The sequence below is a fragment of the Vibrio sp. A1-b2 genome, assembly GCF_021726015.1.
Lineage (GTDB): Bacteria > Pseudomonadota > Gammaproteobacteria > Enterobacterales > Vibrionaceae > Vibrio > Vibrio diazotrophicus.
In genome coordinates, this window is record NZ_JAKKCI010000003.1 from 370,378 (window position 1) to 387,913 (window position 17,536).

The following is a 17,536-nucleotide window of genomic DNA, read 5'->3' on the forward strand; positions in this document are numbered from 1 at the left end:
GCTGAAGACAGAACCATCTTCAACCTTTAGATGTGTGATAGTTAGAACTGAAACTCGCTTTGTCTGCGTGAAGGTTCGGCCTGATGCAGGTAACGAGTGAAGGTATCTTTCGGACGCTCAAGACCGTTCGCTGCCAATGTTCTGGAAGCCATACCTCTGTGATTACTGCCGTGTGTTAGCAAGTGCAAAAGAATTTCTTCCACCGTCAGTGTTCCTAAGTCACCATCAACAAATTTAAATACGACACTTCTCTCAAGCTCTTCAGGCGTCAGCGACTGAGCGAAATTCACTAGCCATGAATCATTCTGCTCCATTGTCTGACGAAGTTCTGCGATCGTAGGTGTTTCAACGGTATTATCAGCACTGTATTTCTCTGGCTCCCCCAGAATCCGACTGATAAAAAGGCTATCGACCACAGTGGTATGGTTGAGAATTCGGACAAAGAAAATCGCGTCATCTTGCGGTAGTTTGTCAAACTGCTGCTCACCTAACGCTAGTAACTCAGCGTTTGCCCATTGTTTGTATTGAAATGCTTTTGCTAGCTGCATTTTTGCTCCCGTAATAGTCCATTAAAAACGCGATTAAATTAGCTTCTTTCCACTCGCACGATATTCAAATTCTCATCGCTGGTTGGGGGTTCGAAATACTGAGTCACATGATGAAATACCGCCTCTGTATCGAACTGTGCTCTCTCAGGTTGCTCTTTTCGTCGCTTTGCTATTTGAGACAAACACTGACTGTCAGAGAGACCAAGTAAACCAGCTCATGCTCACATCCCAATTCTGAGCACATAGAACTAAACCATTGTCGCTGTCGGGCTGTGTTGGCTGGAAAATCCATTACCACGTTCGTCCCTACTTCCAAAATGCTTTGAATATGGATCTTGATGAAGGGTTTAATTGCCGTGGAAAACTGAATGTAGTCATCAAAGGTTTGAATTTGACTAGGATAATGAGCAGATAACCATTCGTCCTCGGAGACAAGTACCGCCCTGTTTTCAGCAGCGACAACTTTGGAATAGGTTGATTTACCTGCACCCATTTTTCCGCAGAAAAAGAACAGTTTTCCTAATGACTTCATATTGTCTCCATGTCGTTCTGTTGATGACTAACTAGACTATTTCGCCTGATGTTTTTCAATGAAAGGCGTCAGCTTTTCCAGCAATAAGTGCTGTTTATTTTGCGCTTCGTTCATACCCAACTGAGCGCCTTTCTGCGTCAACGATGGCGATTTCTCCACCAGTTTTTTTCCTGTTGGGCTTTCAAAGAAACGAATAACATCTTCCATTTCATCGACAGTAAACGTTTGTGCATATACAACGGCAATCTGTCTTTTGAGACCTTCTCTGTCTAAATCATTATTAAACCAATCGCGATAAATGTTCTTCAATTCAACCGTTTCTTCGTCATTGAGTCGTAGATTGTCAGCCAGTTGATTGACGATAGGAAGCATGCTTTCAAATCCACCCAACATTTGTTCATCTACTTTCATCGTGACTAACAATTTTTCTGCTGTTTCTATTTGTGAATCAGTATACGCATGCGCAAAACCTATAAACATAAAAGACAACACCAGTACGATTACTTTGTTCATTTCTCATTTTCCCTTTTAATAGTAAAAATTTAATATGCAACTCATTACTAATCAATGAAACCGACCATCGCACTTTCTCTGAAAGCAATCAATTTTATTTATAAGAAAACCATCAACCAGCAATAGTACTTCTGACCATTTAGAGCCATAATTCGACCAACTCGTGAGTTGTAAACTCTCACCTTAAGAAATCAGAAGTAGAAAGACAGTAATGACAACAGAGTCGACAGCCATTATTGGACTGCATAATCCTAAGAACCCAACCAATGTAGGCGCGGTATTGCGCGCAGCAGGTTGCTACAACGCAACTCAAGTTCGTTACAACGGAACACGCTATAACCGAGCTGCAAAGTTCCAAACCGATACCAAACATGCCCATGAGCGAATTGGATTGGTGGAGATGGAAGATCTCACTTCAGCGCTTGCTGATGATGTCGAGATCGTATGTGTTGAGCTGGCGCTTGGCGCCGTCCCACTCCCTCACTTCACTCACCCAGATAAAGCGATATACGTGTTCGGTCCAGAAGACGGCTCGTTGCCGCAAGAGGTCGTCGATAAAGCCCATCATGTGGTCTATGTTCCGACTACGGGCTGCATGAACCTTGCTGCGACAGTCAATGTTGTGCTGTATGACCGTATGGCAAAAACCATGGGTAACATCGATCACCACCAGCAAGTGTTGGCAAACCGAGACAATAAGAACAGATTGATAGTGAAAGAAGGTGTTTAGCTTCGTCTTCTGAGTTATACATCTTATAAGCGATTGATTTTGTGAACAAAAGAAGGGCTGCATCATGCAGCCCTATGTTTTTTAATACGTTTATATAAGTTGCTTGTTCAGCCGATTACCCACTGATAAACATGATATCCAGACGTTCAATTAGCCAAAATGTTGCTAGTGTTCCGATGCAATAAGCGGTAAACACAGGCGCTCTTTGTGGCAAGTCTCGGAATCGTCGATAAATCGCAATCAAAGACAACAACGCTCCAATAAACAACAACTGTCCCATCTCAACACCAACATTGAAAAACAGTAATGCTAATGGAATATCGCTCTGTGGCAGGCCGATCTCTTTCAGCGCACCAGCAAAACCAAAGCCATGCAACAAGCCAAAAGTAAAAGCCAGAATCCACGGCCAACGACTCGCCAGTGTCTGTTTCCCCTTACGGAGATGAATAGCTTCCGCAGCAATTAAAACAATACTCAACGCGATCAAAGCTTCAACAGGTGGCGGCGGGAGAGATACATAGTTTAATGTGGCAAGTCCCAGAGTAATCGAATGTGCAACAGTAAAAGCCGTAATGGTTTTAAACAACATCGGCCAACCACTGACAATCAACATTAATGCCGCAACAAATGCTAAATGATCCCAGCCTGCAAGTATGTGCTCCACACCTAAACGAGTGTAAGAGAAAACCAACTGCCAACCTGTCTCTGCTTTTGGTATTTCTGCTGAGTTCTCGCGAGGCTTTAACAACAAACTGTAGTGCGAACCGTCAAGTAATGAGATGTTAACCAGCGCGTCCATCGCAGTGCGGTTAAGGTTTTCGATGCTAATCGTAGAACCAGCAAGGCTTGTCTCCCCTGTTAAACGATAGCGAAACAGAACAAAACCATTAATGACGTTTTCGCCGGGCATCGGTGTCAACGTAAATCCCGCATCAAAAACCGGACGTATGTTCTGTACCATACCGTTGTTGGTTGGAACCTTCCAAAGTAGCTCATATTGGTTTGCGCTCTGTTCATCAATTTGCAAATAAGCAGGGCGAATCTCATGCGCGTGTGCAAATGGAATATACAAGGCAAAGCAAACCAAAAATTTAAGCATCATGCGTAAAATCATGGCTGGCCATACTCCTGCATTACTTGCTCAGGAACATTGTTAGCGCTGATTTGAACCTGATACTTATTCAACAACTCCTGAAACATATTTTTTTGAGCATCAATTACGGCGTAGTATTGATATTGCTGCGCTACATATTCTTTTATCTCCTCATAGGGCGCGACATGTGAAGGCTCATTCTCAGTCACTTTCACTAAATGAAATCCTAGCCCAGAATGGATAGGCCCCACCCATTCACCAACAGGCTGCTCCATTAGAGATGCAGAGAATTCACCACCAAATGCATTATCTAACGCCCGCACAGAAGTAAGCTGCCATTCAGCGGGAACACCCAGTTTTCTCAACCTATCTTGTGGTATTTCACCACCAGCATTCAGTTTGACCAACGTACTGTCCATCTGCTGTTTATTCGCTTCAGAAGGTAGATACAGCACTTGTTCAAACGCTAACGCCGAAGGCAAAGTAAAAAGATCTGAACGTTGCTTATAAAACGCTTTGAGATCATCCTCAGTCGGCGGCTTCATCAAAGTGCTTAAATCACTCGCAACGGCCTCCATTTTCTGAGCTAAACGAGTGCGAATAATGTCATCGTCTTGATCTAACCCCATACGTAATGCTTCACGATAAAAGACTTCTTGGCGCAAATGGCGATCAATAATCGCCGCCACATCTTCTGGCGCTGGATCTCGCTTCCACTGTGCCTTCCAAAGTGTCTCTAAGTGGTTGAGACGGCTTTGATCAATAACAATGGTGTTCTGATCATTCTCTGCTGAATCCGAAGGATTAACCCAAGACCAAGCTGAGAACAGTAATCCACCCAATACAACAAAGTGAACCAGCGGCTCTCTAATCATTTTTTTAATCATACTGCTGTTACTTTGCCTCATACCAAATTGGTGAAGCCCACGCGCGTTCAACAATCTCTCGTTTAACGTCGTCAGGATATTTCACACCTGAACGTAGCTCATCATATAAAGTCCAGCGTGCAGTTGGCAGTTGCAACACCCGTACGTAGTAAAATGCTTCCTGTTTAGGATCCCAGTTCGGGTCAGTCCATACAGTCATCAGCTCCGGATCACCTTTTTTGGCGTTGAATTCACCAGTTTTGAGGTTAATTGGAGCGTCAATTGGCGTTACCGAACCATCTTTTTTCAAACGTTTGCCAGAAGCAGCCACGTTATAAATGGTGTCTTTCATTTCACCATTTTCATACCAACCCTTGATAATCTGAATGCGATCTAGGTTAGGTCCAATTGGGTCTTTCATCGCCCAAACAAGAAACTGCGGTGCTTTTTTGCCTTTGTAATCACCACCCATAGGCACACCTTTTTTGTAGCCATCAGCAACCATCGTCTCATAGCTGTCATATTTGCTGGCAAAACCTTGACCGGCAAAGAAACGCACCTTCATTCTTGGGCCACTTGTGGCGTAGGTTTCTTTGGCTAACATTGAATCCCAGATAGCGCTTCGGGTATTCGATTCCGCCCAAACGGCGGTTAACGAACCCGGATTAGAGTCCGCAATCAACATCTCCCCTTCGAGCATCGATTTCGAACGAACTTCAGCGTTTCGATCTGCATAACCATGGCTACCCACGGTGTAGTTGTCTTCCTCAACATTACTTGGTGTACCGTTATGGCTGTCTGTACCACCAACAAAGCCGTATTTGAATGGGTTGATTCCCAGCTCAGAATTGTACTTAATGCCTCGCCCTAACCCATAACGAACAAAGTTTTCTTTCACATAGCCACGGCCATTGAATTTTTGGATTGAAGTCGCATTTTCAAAGTCCGCAAACTCATCGTTCGGCCAGAAATTCGGCACCACTTCGGAGTTGCCTTTCACCTGCATCATTTCGATTAGAGGTTCCATGCTGGCGCGCGTTTTCGCATATTCTTTGTTAATCGGTACGCCAGTTAGACTTGCTTCTGCGAACAATAACCCTTTTGATTCATTGGAGTTATGAGGAATAGCAAATACTTTTTTACCTTCATCTCGCTGGGTTTGCATCCACGCCCAAAGCATTTCCGGATCGGCACCATCGTTTGAGGAGAAGGGCATGTCCGGTACATTGGTATCACGGAAAAACACATTTCGGTGCTGGTTTGAACCGCCGGGAGCAGAAGTCCACTCATAAGCATGAATAGTGGTAAATTTGCCCGGCTTATAATTCTTCTCTGTCGCTTCGAAGTTTTTCTTCCATGTGGATTTGATCGCTTCAATACCTTGGAAGAACTCAGGGTGAGGGTCTCCACCGCCAGCTAAAGGAGCGAGAACATATTTGCCGTAAAGTTGTAATGCGGTTTCAAGATCAGGCGCTTCACGAAAAGCGACAGCGACCTTGTTGTCATAACCCGGAGCACCTTTGTTCATGAGGCTGAAAGCTTCACCCATAAATTCGGAGTGGTCAGTCACCGCGACAAAGTCCAACGGGCGCTTAATTTTATGCATGCTACCGTTAACCATGATCTCTTCGCCTTGAGCAAAGCGATAAGCGTCATCAGGTGTGAGTCTGTTTCCCGCAATAAAAGCATCCATAGAAACACCTGTGTGGACATGTTGTTCACCAAAATAAGCTTCTTTTAATGGATTCTTAGGAACGTCTTTTTCAGATATTTGAGCTGCAGCGGTTGAAACGAGAAATAAAGGAGTAATGCAGCCAGCCGCCATGGCAACTGCAATTTGGGTTAACTTCCGGGTGTTCATTCAATAATCCCCCGATTATTTGTTAATCAATGAAAACACACACAATGAATGCAAAAAAATGCATATCTAAAAATGGCACTTACTGGCATGTAAGGCAAGTTTATAAAGTGGAGTCTCAACGTTTTTATAAAAAAAATGCCAACGGTTAAGGTTGGCATTTTGGTTTCTGTATTTATTGGATTATGGGCTGCGTAGGAGCAATTTCCATATCCACTTTCTTGATAGTACCGCTAAACTTGAACGGTGCTTTTTCAGTGTAAACAGGCATAACAGGAGCACCTAAATCAACACCGATATCCAGTGTTTCAGTAGCAGAAAAACGAGCTGGAACCACTTTTTCTACTTTGCCTTCACCCACTTTCTTATCATTGATGTACAGTTCGACTGTGCCACCATTGAAGTCTTTCAGGAAGCGGAACGGCTCTTGTTTGTAAACTGCAGAAAGTTTTACATCGCCAGTAGGAATCGAAGAGCTAGACTCGATGGTGTAGTAACCTTTACCAAAGAAGTTATAGCCGTACACTAGCTTGCCATTGTCAGTATAGAATGACAGACCCGCAGAGCTTCCGCCCATAGCCAGTAATACACCATCCGCTTTCTGACCTTTTGCTACATTTACGTAGGCATCAATGCGGTGATCACGTTGGTATACATCCGGAGCAGAACCTTCAGGAATACGGTTTGCACTCGCTGTATAGCTGAACTTTGTTTTACCCTTAGTCAAAGAAGGGCGTTCAGAGTTAGACACACGTTCTGCAAATCGGTCATCCAAAGGATACACTTCATTGATCTCAGCTTGATGGTCGAACTCTTTGATCATCTGTTTCAACTTGTTAGGCATCTGTTTCGCTAGGTCATTCGCCTCAGAGAAGTCTTCCGCGACATTGTAAAGCTCCCAGGTCGAGTTTTTAAATCCGACCGAACCACTTAGCTGCCAAGGCACACCGTGGAATGATGCAGCAATCCAACCATCTTTATAGATAGCGCGGTGGCCACCTGTTTCAAAATACTGAACAGTACGATGTGACTTCTCTTGTGGATTGTTGAACGAATAAACCATGCTGGTACCAGCCATTGGTTTTTGCTCTACACCATTTACTGATTTCGGCGCTGGGATTTTTGCAGCTTCAAGAATTGTTGGCGTGATGTCCACCACATGGTGGAACTGACTTTGAATCGCGCCAGTGTTCTTGATTTTCGCAGGCCAAGAAACGATTAAACCGTTACGTGTACCACCGAAATGAGAAGGTACGCGTTTCATCCATTGGAAAGGCGTTGAACCTGCCCATGCCCAACCCACAGGGTAGTGGTTTTCATGCTTCTCGTTACCCAACTCGTCAATATATTTAAGCTGAGATTCAACAGTATCTGGCACACCATTTTGTGTCATTACGTTATTGGTTGTACCCGTTGGCGTACCTTCAGCACTCGCACCGTTGTCGCCCACAATGTACATAATCATGGTGTTATCAGCATCTGGCATACTTTCGATTTTGTCGATCAAGCGACCAACTTCATAATCAGTGTATGCAAGGAAGCCTGCGAACACTTCCATATGGCGAGCATAAAGTCGTTTCTGATCTGCACTCAAGCTATCCCATGACTCGATCTCTTTTGGTCGTGGTGTCAGCTTAGTGTCTTTAGGGATGATTCCCATTTTTTTCTGACGAGCAAATACCTCTTCACGGTATTTATCCCAGCCCATATCAAACTTGCCTTTGAACTTCGCTATCCACTCTTTAGGCGCGTGTAACGGAGCATGAACTGCACCCGGAGCGAAATAGGTGAAATAAGGTTTGTCTGGGTTGATCGATTTCTGTTGGTCAATCCAGTGAATAGCGTTATCGACTAAATCTTCATTCAACTGATAGCCATCAGACGGTTTCTTTGTTAGTTCAACTGGCGTTGTATCGTTAAATAGTTGCGGCTCCCACTGACTGGTCTCACCACCATGGAAACCATAGAAGTGCTGGAATCCCAAACCCGTTGGCCACTGCTCAAATGGACCTGCGGGTGAAGTTTCCCAGTCAGGCGTGTTGTGCCACTTACCGTATGCACTGGTGCTATAGCCATTGTCTTTTAAAACTTCTGCAATGCTGGCTACTGACTTAGGCCAAATTGTACTGTATGCAGGGAAACCTGTTGAAAGCTCAGTGATGGTTCCGAAGCCGACTTGGTGATGGTTACGTCCCGTCAGCAACGCGGCACGAGTTGGAGAGCTGATCCCCGTAGTGTGGAAGTTGTTATAGGTCACACCGCGTGCAGCTAATTTGTCGATGTTAGGTGTTGGAATTAAGCCACCAAAGCGTCCGGCTTGTCCAAAACCTAAATCATCCAACATGATGACCACTACGTTCGGCGCACCTTCCGGTGCTTTGATCGGTTGAGGATAATCAGACTTAGATTGATCGTACGTTTTGCCTATCTTGCCGTTAAACTCCGCGGTTTGCTGAATAGGTAAGACGGTTCTATCGATAGTATGTGCAGGGGCAGCGTAGCTTGCTGATGAAATCAACAAACTCGTTATCGCCACTATCGGCTTTATTTTTGTTTTCATTAAGTTTCCTTAGGCACTTAGACGTTGTTGGAGAGAAATCTGGCTATTCACTACTTTGGCGTAGAATTTTTTTAGACCAGGGCATAAATAATTGAGTCCAGATTCTCCTTGCGCTGTCTTGGTAAAACGGTTTTTGGGGCATTCACCAAAACACAAAGAGAGGAAAAAACACTGACGACAATCCGAAGGCAAATCCGATGTTTTCGATTTACCAAAAGCTTGCTGTTTGTTTGAAAACACAAGATCGCCCATATGAGTCTCAGCGATGTTGCCGAGCTTATATTCGGGATAGACAAAATGGTCACAGGAGTAGACGTCACCATTGTGTTCAATGGCTACCGCCTTTCCGCAGAACTCAGCTGACACACATTTCTGTGCACCAAAGCCGAACATTTGTGAGATAACATTTTCAAATTGGTCAACGAACACTCGTCCGAAATCTTGCTTGAACCATTCGTCCCAAATCGTGGTCAAGAATACGCCCCATTGACTCGCACCGACTGACCATGCCGTGAGGTAGCTAGTTTCATTCTGTGGTGCAAGGCTCTTATTACCAATTTGGATGAGATCTTTTGACTGCCATTTATTGGGAGCAGTAACGGTAAAATCTTTGGGTTCAACACAGGGAATAAACTGAATAACTTGCGGCTGCACTTCATCACGCAGAAAACGATAAACTTCCAGAGGAAAAGCTCCGTTATCTTGGTTAACAACACACAGAGCATTGAAAGGAATTTGGTATTTTTTAAGTAGTTCGATCGCCGCCATAACCTTATCAAACGACGATTTTCCAGCTCTATTTACTCGGTGGATATCGTGCAGATGTTTTGGACCATCAATAGAGATACCCACTAAAAATTGATGCTGTTTGAGAAATTGACACCAAGTGTCATTGAGCAAAATTCCATTGGTTTGCAGATCATTGAGTATGGTTTGATCAGGCTTTTTAAACTGATTTTGAAGCGCAATCACTTTTTCAAAAAATGGCAACCCCATTAGACTGGGTTCACCACCTTGCCAAGTAAACACAACCTCATCACCAGTTTGCGCTTCAATATACTGCTTAATGTATAACGCCAAAGCCTCATCACTCATACCAGCATGTGACGGTTGCTCTAAAAGCGATTCTTTATGTAAGTAAAAACAATAGCTGCAGTCTAAGTTGCAGCGAGACGCCGAAGGTTTAGAAACCGCATGAAAGCGGTAGACATCATTGTCTAACTTTGGGAGTTGTAACTTTGGAGATTCTATATAACTAAAATTAGCCGATTCCGTTGCCATAGCCGTACTCATCTACATAAAAATTATGAAATTAGTGTAGACTGTGAAAATTAATCATGCATGGAATACTTGGTGTGACAAAATGGAAAACAAGGTAAACCTCAACCTAATTAATACGCTGATATTATTAAAAAAACATCGAAGTATGCGGACAGTCGCAAAAGTTTTGGGTAAGTCTGAAAGCGCAGTGAGCAAAGATCTGTCCAAACTGCGAAACGAATTTTCAGATAGTCTTTTTATTAAGACGCAAAATGGCTTCGAAGCGACTCATTATTTAGATGAAATCTACGACGATTTGGAATCAGCGTATTTTCAGCTAGTGAACGTGGTCAATAAACCGATTGAGTTTCAGCCACATCTTTATCAGGACTTAATTACTATCGCGATTGCCGATGCGGAATATGACCATATTGTTTCTCATCTCTACCCCAAATTAATGAAGTATTTCCCCAAAGCAAAATTCAACTTTGTTACTTGGAAACAGGAAAGCCTAGAGAATTTGCTTCAAGGAAATATTGATTGTGGTGTGCACTTACAAAACGACAGCTATTCCAAAGACTTCTATCAGAAGACGTTAAAAGTGGACCAAATTGTTACCGCCGTTCACAAACAATTTGGCATAACGCAATGGCAAGAAACCAAACAGCTTCCTTTTGTGTTTATTGATGTTCCGGGCTGGAATGAATTCAGTTATCGATTTGAAGACATTCTGCCGAAAGAGCACAAACAGGACATCACTTATTGCGTGCGGGTAGACAAACTGGCTTCCGCGCTGAGTATCGCTGCAAATTCGCGTACTGCAATACAGTGCCCCACTCGCTATCTGGATGATGACTTCTCTGTTATCCCTTATCCCAAAGGTGTGAGTTTTGATGTAGCTTACTCGTTCTACTGCTTGCAGACTAAACGGCATAGCCCGTTGATTCAGTTGTTACATCAACTGATTAATGAATGCTATTAAATTGGGTGGAACAACAGGTAAGCCCTTGTACCTATTAGATGAGTAAGCTTGAAACTGTGCATAGAATACAAACGCCAAGCTCTTAAACTGTCAGGAATAATTCTATAACTAATGCTCCAGTCGCTAACGAACGGTTTGTTGAATCTTTTCTGCTTGTGCTTCGAAGATCAGTTTGACGCTTTGTTTGTTGGTTTTGGCAATCGAAATCCACTGCAAACCTGTTTCATCAGAATGCTCAAACTCCACTTGCAATTCGTATTTCCTCACCGATAACAGAGCCAAAACCATTCCCGCAAAAATCGAAAACGGCCCTGCGTAAATACCGAAATAATTGGGAGTGACAATCCAAACCACACTGGAAGCAATCAAGCCAAATATAATCAGTCTGACAACATGATCTTTTAGCGTATTCGTTTTCACTCTGGAACGTTTTATTTGCGCCAGCGGGTATTCGTCGTTATTAAATTTAAGCGTGGTGCTATTAATGTTGAAACTACGCGCAGTAATCATATTGCTCTCCAACTCTTGCAACGTCAGCATCATCTACCGCTCATAGCAAAGTTTGAACTTAAATAAATACTGATTTCCAACAATGAGAAATGGGCAGAAATTCAATGACTTTTTACTGACAATTTAATTACTCAGGAAAATAAAATCAGAAAATTGCTTATTTAATAACAGTTGGATAACCGTTAGACTCTTTAGAACTAGATGCTCTTTTTCCTCCATAAATTCTAATAATCGACTCAACTCAACGCAGGTAGGCACCTTAGGGATTTTTAATGACAAACCCGCTACGTACTTTCACAGCACTATATGGCACAACACTTCTCACCGTTTTGGCGAGTGGCTTACTCACAACCTATTTAGGTCTCAGACTTTCAGCAATGCAGGTCCCTGAATTATGGATTGGGGCCATGATGTCTGCGTATTACGCAGGGCTAGTTGCAGGTTCTAAAATCGGGCACCGATTGGTTGCTCAGGTTGGCCATATCCGTGCCTTTGTCGCCAGTGCAGGCATAGTCACGGCGTCCGCTCTTGGACACGCATTGGTGGACGACTTATCAATCTGGATTATCCTCAGACTGATCGTCGGTGTCGGGATGATGTGTCAGTACATGGTGTTGGAAAGCTGGCTCAATGAACAGGCAGATAATAATCAACGTGGCGCAGTATTTGCGAGCTATATGATTGTTTCTTACTTAGGTTTGATTCTCGGCCAAGGCGCGATCAGCTTCTACCCAGATCTAGGCTTAGAGCCTTTGCTGCTTATCGCCATCTGTTTTGCTTTGTGTATTGTGCCAATTGCGTTGACCAAACGAATTCACCCAGATCCATTGGTACCTGCGCCGCTGCAAATTACTTACTACTGGAAAAAAGCGCCTCAGGCACTGACCACAGTAGCGATTGGCGGAATGATTGTCGGTTCTTTCTATGGTCTTGCTCCTGCTTACGCAAGCAACCTTGGTATGCATCCAGATCAAGTCGCCACCTACATGACCACCACCATCATGGCGGGTTTGTTGGCTCAATGGCCTATGGGTAAGCTCTCAGACATGATTTCCCGTAGCAGCCTGATCCGAATTAACTGTGTATTGCTCGGCGGCTTAACGGCGGCTATCGCGCTTCTGCCACATCAGGATCATTTATCTCTGGTGATGACTTTCCTGTTCGGTATTTTGGGATTCACCTTATATCCTCTGGCAACAGCTCTGGCAAACTCCCGTGTTGAACAAGGTGAGCGTGTGGGATTGTCCGCCACTATTTTGCTGACATTCGGTCTTGGTGCCTCTATCGGGCCATTAATTGCTTCCACCATCATGCAGTGGTTTGGCAATGAGATGCTTTACGGCTTTATGGCTGTGTGCACCTTGGTAATGTTTTTCCGTTTGCAATACATCAACTCTCGCCAGAAAAAGGCCGAAGTATACGTATCGGAAGACTACATTATGGCAACGGGTGACTTAGTGTCCTCCCCTCTTGCGGTAGCACTTGACCCTCGTGTTGATGTGGAAAGTGTTCAGGAAGAAATGACACCTTCGTTTGAAGCAGAAGAAGAGAGCGAAGAGGACGACAGCAATTACCAAGACGATGAAATTGACGGCGACCATGATGACATTGTGATTGTCAACGCCGACATTGAGGAAGAACTTAAATAGACACGTTTACATTCTGTATTGTCATCGGTTGGAAATCCCCCAAGCTCAACAGCTTAGGGGATTTTTTATTTTAGGCTACGCCACCAGAGCCAAACGCTTCTGCGTATATTTGAGTCTCTGGTACACCGAGTTGACGAAGCTGCGTCATGTAATGAGACATGAATGCCATTGGCCCACACAAATAGTAATCTGCTTGAGTAACGTCTTTAGGCAGAACTTGTGCTAACTCAACCGGAGCTTGTTGTACGCCGTTGTCCTGATTGGCTCCGTGATCATAGAAATAGTTCACCTTCATCCCTTTTTCAGCAAACTCATCGGTGACCGACTTAAATGCATGAACTTGAGGGTTGCGAGCACTGTGAATGAAATGCACTGAGCCTAAAGCATCTTTCTTATTCAGATAGCTGCTCATTGCCATCATAGGCGTAATACCCACACCGCCACTTAGCAGCACGATTGGACGCTCGCTCTGTTCATTCAGTACAAATTCGCCATACGGCGCAGAGACTTCAATTACATCACCCTGTTGGATTTCACCGTGCATATGGTTAGACACAAGCCCAGCAGGTTTGTGTTCTGCCGCAGACTCTTTTTTGATTGAGATTCGCAATGTCTCCTCATTAGGAGCTTGAGACAAACTGTACTGACGAGGCTGATACAGCCCCGTTTCTTTGACAAACACGCGAACGCTGATGTACTGCCCCGGTTTGAATACCGGTAGTGTGCCGCCATCTGTCGGCTCAAGATAGAAAGAGGTGATTTCTTCACTTTCTGCCACTTTGCTGCGCACGCGGAACGGACGCCAACCTGTCCAGCCTTGCGCCTTTTCTACAGACGCCTGATAGAGCTTAGATTCCACGTCAATAAACAGATCGGCCAACTGTTGATAGGCCGCAGCCCAAGCATCGATCAATTCATCGCTTGCAGCATCACCCAGCACTTCTTTGATTGAAGCTAAAAGGTGTTTACCGACAATGCCATACTGCTCAGCTCGAATGCCTAAACTGGTGTGTTTGTGCGCGATACGCTCAACAACCGACAATAATACGGAAGGATCATTAATGTTTTCAGCATATGCGAGCACAGCCATAGCTAACGCTTGAGGCTGATTGCCAGTTTTTTGATGCGATTGATTGAAGACGTTTTTCAGCTCTGGATTATGTTTGAGCATCCGTTGATAAAAATAGGTAGTCAGTGCGACACCACTCTCTCGTAAAACAGGAACGGTGGCTAACACTAATGACTTTTGACTTTCTTTCATTTGAAATTTCCTATGCAATTTCTTTTTTAATTATCTATTTATTAATAATAAGCAAGTTATAGAACTTGAGGGCTCAACGTTGAATAACAAACGCATCAAGCCATTAGTCGTATTGAAATAAGAATAGTTGAGCAAGACTAATGGCTATGAACGTTTGTCTGTTGATGGGGTTATCCTGGGTGGCCGTCAGCGCGTGGGCGTAACAGCATGGTGCCAAATTTCAGGATGAATAAAGTGAATGCGATGATCCAAAGCGCTGCCGCGATATCCACCATCAGCAACATGTGCTGCGGCCAGAAAGCGACACCAAAACCTCGCACAAAAGCAGCAAGCACGATGGCTGCAAACGCAAGCCACATGTTTGGTCCTTGATAAATCATTCGCCCTGTATGACCCATAGTCACACGCGAGATCATAGATAAGATAAGCCCGCCAATCGCTCCGATAGCGATCACGTGTAACATATTGTGGGATACAAACAGGCCGTTAGGAATCCAATTTAATTCCGCTAACGCTTTGATAAGCAGCCCTGAAGGAATACAGGCATAAGTCAGATGCAACGACCACACTAACGGCTCTTTTAGCGTTGTCCATGGCTTCCAACGTAGCCAACGAGCCAACTGCATCACCGCTGCGAATAACATGATAGCTGGGCTAACTTGTTCACTGGTTAACGGGAAAAAGCTTAAAGCAAACAGCATAACCAACGGCGTATTGGCAGCGGCATCCAACCAAAGCAAAGTGTTCGCTTTCTCGAAGTTAAATCGACGTGCGGTGAAAAACGGAATCACTCGCCCGCCCATAATTGAAATAAGCAGTACAAACCACCACAGCATCGCCTGCCAGACCGCAATTGAAGGGAAAGGAGGCATACCCTTGATGGTTGCGTAACTGGCGTAGTTCGCCGCAATGGCCAAGACAAAAAATGGCAAGAAGATCAGATTGCGGTAGCCTTTGGCTTTCACCACTCGAAACGAAATCTCATACGCAACTAAAGCGAGAAACAGCGCTTCAATGGAAGAGGTAAGCCAAAGCGGAACGTCTGTCCAAAGCAGCACTCTCGGCAGTATCCATAGTGTAACAAGCACGCCTAACCATTTGTCTTTGGTGCCATTCACACCTGTCCAGTTCTGCACGGCGGTTAGTAAGAAACCAGCCACAATCGCCATGGCAAAGCCAAAAAACATTTCATGAACGTGCCACCACAAAGCGGGAACTCTTAACTGAGCGGGCTGACCGTGTTGAAAGGCATATACCCAAATGCCAATCGCGATAACTGAATATACACTGCCAAATAAAAAGAAAGGTCTGAAACCTAAGCGCAGAACGGGGATGATTTTATCTTCTGCACTCTTATCGGTGATGTTGAGCATAAACGCGCGATTCCTAACAATACATCTAAATAACGAAGTAATAGTTATTGCACGAATCAAGCCAACTTTAACTTATTGATTTTTAATAACTTACATTTTAAGCGCTTGACAACTGCGTTGTAATAAACACATCATCGGTTCGTTTTTGTCTTAACGTAGAAGCCCAAATGGACACACATGTCATCAAACCATCCATAGAACAAGTACTGTTGAACATTGCGGTAGAGCTGAATATGGGAGAGCCTTCCACTCAGCACTACCAAAAATTGATTGATGCCCTGCAACAACTACTTCCCTGTGATGCCAGCGCTCTATTTACACTCGACAACGAAAAGCACTTAGTACCGATTGCCATCAGCGGTTTGTCATCTGAAGTATTCGGACGCCGCTTTCTGCCTGATGTCCATCCGCGTTTGGCAATGATCTTAGCCAACCGTAAGCCGGTGCGTTTCCCTGAGAATTCAAGCCTGCCAGACCCTTTTGACGGCTTACTTAGTGAAGATATCCACCACAGTATTGATGTTCACTCTTGCATGGGGTGCAGCTTATACGTGGGCGATACTTTGGTTGGCGCGCTAACGCTGGACGCGGCAAAACCCGGAGCTTTCAACAGCATCCCAGACAAAACCATTGAGACCTTTGCAGCGCTTGCTGCGGGGATCATTCGCAATATCAGTCTGTTTGAAGCATTGAATAAAGCCAATCGTCAGCAACATTCCGTGAATCAATTGCTGATTGACGAAGCGAGAAGCAAAGGCGGAAAACTGGTTGGTGTTAGCCCCCAGATTAAGCGACTCAGAGCCAACATTGAGATGGTCGCGCACTCGAATTACGCGGTTTTGATCAGCGGCGAAACGGGTACAGGCAAGGAAGTGGTTGCTCACCAAGTTCACGCACAGAGCCTACGCAGTGACAAGCCTATGGTTTATGTAAACTGCGCGGCGTTACCCGAATCCATTGCTGAAAGTGAACTATTCGGACATGTAAAAGGCGCGTTTACCGGTGCCAATACTTCGCGTGCGGGTAAATTTGAACTGGCCGATGGTGGCACCATTTTCCTCGATGAAATCGGTGAACTGCCGTTACTATTACAGGCCAAACTGCTGCGTGTTATTCAGCAAGGTGAAGTACAACGAGTGGGCGCAGATAAAAACCACATCGTAGATGTTCGTGTCATCGCGGCAACCAATCGAGACCTCGCTCAAGAAGTGGCTGAAGGACGTTTCCGCTCCGACCTTTTCCACCGTTTAAATGTATTTCCTATTCAGGTGCCTCCCTTACGCTCTCGTGAAGGAGACATTCCGGTTTTAGTGGGATACATACTGGATAACATTCGCCGCCAGTTCCACCTGAAAACACTGCACATTCATCCTAAAGCACTGCAATTATTAGAAAAACAGTCTTGGTTAGGTAACGTCAGGGAGCTGGAACATACCTTAATGCGTGCGGGCTTACACGCCATGAGAACACAATCAGAGCTGATTGAACCTCTCCACTTTATGAACGATTTTGACTTGTCTGAACAAACCGCAAATGGAAAGACGAAGAGCAATACTTCGCCTCAACTTCCCAACTCTTCAGTACCCATGCGTGAAGCGGTAGAAGCGTTTCAAAAGCAGCTTATTGAACATGCATTGCAACTGAACAACGGTGTTTGGTCTCAGGCGGCTGCATTTTTGCAGATGGACAGAGGTAACTTGTTCAAAATGGGTAAAAAACTGGGCGTACAAGCCTGTGAATCTTCCAAATAAATGTGAGTTGTTGTATTAAAAACAACGTTCGATGTATTTATAACAACAAC

Annotated in this window: 15 protein-coding genes; 4 read left to right on the top strand and 11 right to left on the bottom strand. The window is 44.4% G+C overall.

What is annotated here, in order from left to right; translation table 11 throughout:
* Nucleotides 1–41: 41 nt before the first annotated feature.
* From L3V23_RS09235 to L3V23_RS09245, 3 genes are all read right to left on the bottom strand, one after another.
* A complete protein-coding gene (locus L3V23_RS09235; RefSeq protein WP_042479356.1) occupies nt 42–548 on the bottom strand; it encodes a DinB family protein in 507 nt (168 codons plus the stop codon).
* Nucleotides 549–717: 169 nt separating this feature from the next.
* Nucleotides 718–1,080 carry an ATP-binding protein gene (locus tag L3V23_RS09240; protein ID WP_237292236.1) on the bottom strand — a complete coding sequence of 121 codons (363 nt, stop codon included), beginning with the start codon at nt 1,078–1,080 and terminating at the stop codon, nt 718–720.
* Nucleotides 1,081–1,116: 36 nt separating this feature from the next.
* Nucleotides 1,117–1,593 carry a DUF2059 domain-containing protein gene (locus L3V23_RS09245; RefSeq protein ID WP_237292237.1) on the bottom strand — a complete coding sequence of 159 codons (477 nt, stop codon included), beginning with the start codon at nt 1,591–1,593 and terminating at the stop codon, nt 1,117–1,119.
* 211 nt (nt 1,594–1,804) lie between these two features.
* Between L3V23_RS09245 and L3V23_RS09250 the strand changes: the two genes are divergently transcribed.
* The gene (locus L3V23_RS09250) at nt 1,805–2,323 is read left to right on the top strand and encodes an RNA methyltransferase (RefSeq protein WP_102965139.1); all 519 of its coding nucleotides are present in this window, start codon (nt 1,805–1,807) and stop codon (nt 2,321–2,323) included.
* Between the two features lie 115 nt (nt 2,324–2,438).
* Here L3V23_RS09250 and L3V23_RS09255 read toward each other — a convergent pair whose 3' ends face one another.
* From L3V23_RS09255 to L3V23_RS09275, 5 genes are all read right to left on the bottom strand, one after another.
* Nucleotides 2,439–3,437, bottom strand: coding sequence for a HupE/UreJ family protein (locus L3V23_RS09255; RefSeq protein WP_217995489.1), 999 nt, complete (start codon nt 3,435–3,437; stop codon nt 2,439–2,441).
* A complete protein-coding gene (locus tag L3V23_RS09260) occupies nt 3,434–4,303 on the bottom strand; it encodes a peptidylprolyl isomerase (RefSeq protein ID WP_180980246.1) in 870 nt (289 codons plus the stop codon). Before L3V23_RS09260 ends, L3V23_RS09255 begins: the two co-directional genes overlap by 4 nt.
* 7 nt (nt 4,304–4,310) lie before the next feature.
* Entirely contained in the window at nt 4,311–6,143 is a 1,833-nt protein-coding gene (locus tag L3V23_RS09265; RefSeq protein WP_052404523.1) for a DUF3604 domain-containing protein, read from the bottom strand.
* A 172-nt stretch (nt 6,144–6,315) separates the two neighbouring features.
* A complete protein-coding gene (locus L3V23_RS09270) occupies nt 6,316–8,700 on the bottom strand; it encodes an arylsulfatase (RefSeq protein WP_237292238.1) in 2,385 nt (794 codons plus the stop codon).
* 9 nt (nt 8,701–8,709) lie between these two features.
* A complete protein-coding gene (locus tag L3V23_RS09275; protein ID WP_237292239.1) occupies nt 8,710–9,981 on the bottom strand; it encodes an anaerobic sulfatase maturase in 1,272 nt (423 codons plus the stop codon).
* 82 nt (nt 9,982–10,063) lie between these two features.
* On the opposite strand from L3V23_RS09275, the gene L3V23_RS09280 reads away from it, so the two are divergent.
* On the top strand, nt 10,064–10,942 hold the full coding sequence (locus L3V23_RS09280) for a LysR family transcriptional regulator (RefSeq protein WP_102953207.1): 879 nt from the start codon (nt 10,064–10,066) through the stop codon (nt 10,940–10,942).
* Between the two features lie 123 nt (nt 10,943–11,065).
* Here the strand turns inward: L3V23_RS09280 and L3V23_RS09285 are convergent, their stop codons facing one another.
* A complete protein-coding gene (locus L3V23_RS09285; RefSeq protein ID WP_237292241.1) occupies nt 11,066–11,485 on the bottom strand; it encodes a hypothetical protein in 420 nt (139 codons plus the stop codon).
* Between the two features lie 239 nt (nt 11,486–11,724).
* Here L3V23_RS09285 and L3V23_RS09290 point away from each other — a divergent pair, with 239 nt between their 5' ends.
* Nucleotides 11,725–13,101 carry an MFS transporter gene (locus L3V23_RS09290; protein WP_237292242.1) on the top strand — a complete coding sequence of 459 codons (1,377 nt, stop codon included), beginning with the start codon at nt 11,725–11,727 and terminating at the stop codon, nt 13,099–13,101.
* 70 nt (nt 13,102–13,171) lie between these two features.
* Here L3V23_RS09290 and hmpA read toward each other — a convergent pair whose 3' ends face one another.
* Nucleotides 13,172–14,362, bottom strand: a complete 1,191-nt coding sequence (gene hmpA, locus L3V23_RS09295; RefSeq protein ID WP_237292243.1) for an NO-inducible flavohemoprotein — start codon at nt 14,360–14,362, stop codon at nt 13,172–13,174.
* Nucleotides 14,363–14,532: 170 nt separating this feature from the next.
* Nucleotides 14,533–15,735: an NnrS family protein gene (locus L3V23_RS09300; RefSeq protein WP_237292244.1), complete on the bottom strand. Its 1,203-nt coding sequence runs from the start codon at nt 15,733–15,735 to the stop codon at nt 14,533–14,535.
* Between the two features lie 182 nt (nt 15,736–15,917).
* Here L3V23_RS09300 and norR point away from each other — a divergent pair, with 182 nt between their 5' ends.
* On the top strand, nt 15,918–17,486 hold the full coding sequence (norR, locus tag L3V23_RS09305; protein WP_237292290.1) for a nitric oxide reductase transcriptional regulator NorR: 1,569 nt from the start codon (nt 15,918–15,920) through the stop codon (nt 17,484–17,486).
* The last annotated feature ends 50 nt before the right edge of the window (nt 17,487–17,536 follow it).

What these genes read in the sequence shown, in the direction of transcription:
- L3V23_RS09250 (WP_102965139.1), top strand. Translation starts at nt 1,805, where the DNA reads ATGACAACAGAGTCGACAGCCATTATTGGACTGCATAATCCTAAGAAC.
- L3V23_RS09265 (WP_052404523.1), bottom strand. Translation starts at nt 6,143, where the DNA reads ATGAACACCCGGAAGTTAACCCAAATTGCAGTTGCCATGGCGGCTGGC.
- L3V23_RS09240 (WP_237292236.1), bottom strand. Translation starts at nt 1,080, where the DNA reads ATGAAGTCATTAGGAAAACTGTTCTTTTTCTGCGGAAAAATGGGTGCA.
- L3V23_RS09300 (WP_237292244.1), bottom strand. Translation starts at nt 15,735, where the DNA reads ATGCTCAACATCACCGATAAGAGTGCAGAAGATAAAATCATCCCCGTT.
- L3V23_RS09270 (WP_237292238.1), bottom strand. Translation starts at nt 8,700, where the DNA reads ATGAAAACAAAAATAAAGCCGATAGTGGCGATAACGAGTTTGTTGATT.
- L3V23_RS09245 (WP_237292237.1), bottom strand. Translation starts at nt 1,593, where the DNA reads ATGAACAAAGTAATCGTACTGGTGTTGTCTTTTATGTTTATAGGTTTT.
- L3V23_RS09280 (WP_102953207.1), top strand. Translation starts at nt 10,064, where the DNA reads ATGGAAAACAAGGTAAACCTCAACCTAATTAATACGCTGATATTATTA.
- hmpA (WP_237292243.1), bottom strand. Translation starts at nt 14,362, where the DNA reads ATGAAAGAAAGTCAAAAGTCATTAGTGTTAGCCACCGTTCCTGTTTTA.
- L3V23_RS09290 (WP_237292242.1), top strand. Translation starts at nt 11,725, where the DNA reads ATGACAAACCCGCTACGTACTTTCACAGCACTATATGGCACAACACTT.
- L3V23_RS09235 (WP_042479356.1), bottom strand. Translation starts at nt 548, where the DNA reads ATGCAGCTAGCAAAAGCATTTCAATACAAACAATGGGCAAACGCTGAG.
- L3V23_RS09275 (WP_237292239.1), bottom strand. Translation starts at nt 9,981, where the DNA reads ATGGCAACGGAATCGGCTAATTTTAGTTATATAGAATCTCCAAAGTTA.
- L3V23_RS09285 (WP_237292241.1), bottom strand. Translation starts at nt 11,485, where the DNA reads ATGATGCTGACGTTGCAAGAGTTGGAGAGCAATATGATTACTGCGCGT.
- L3V23_RS09255 (WP_217995489.1), bottom strand. Translation starts at nt 3,437, where the DNA reads ATGATTTTACGCATGATGCTTAAATTTTTGGTTTGCTTTGCCTTGTAT.
- L3V23_RS09260 (WP_180980246.1), bottom strand. Translation starts at nt 4,303, where the DNA reads ATGATTAAAAAAATGATTAGAGAGCCGCTGGTTCACTTTGTTGTATTG.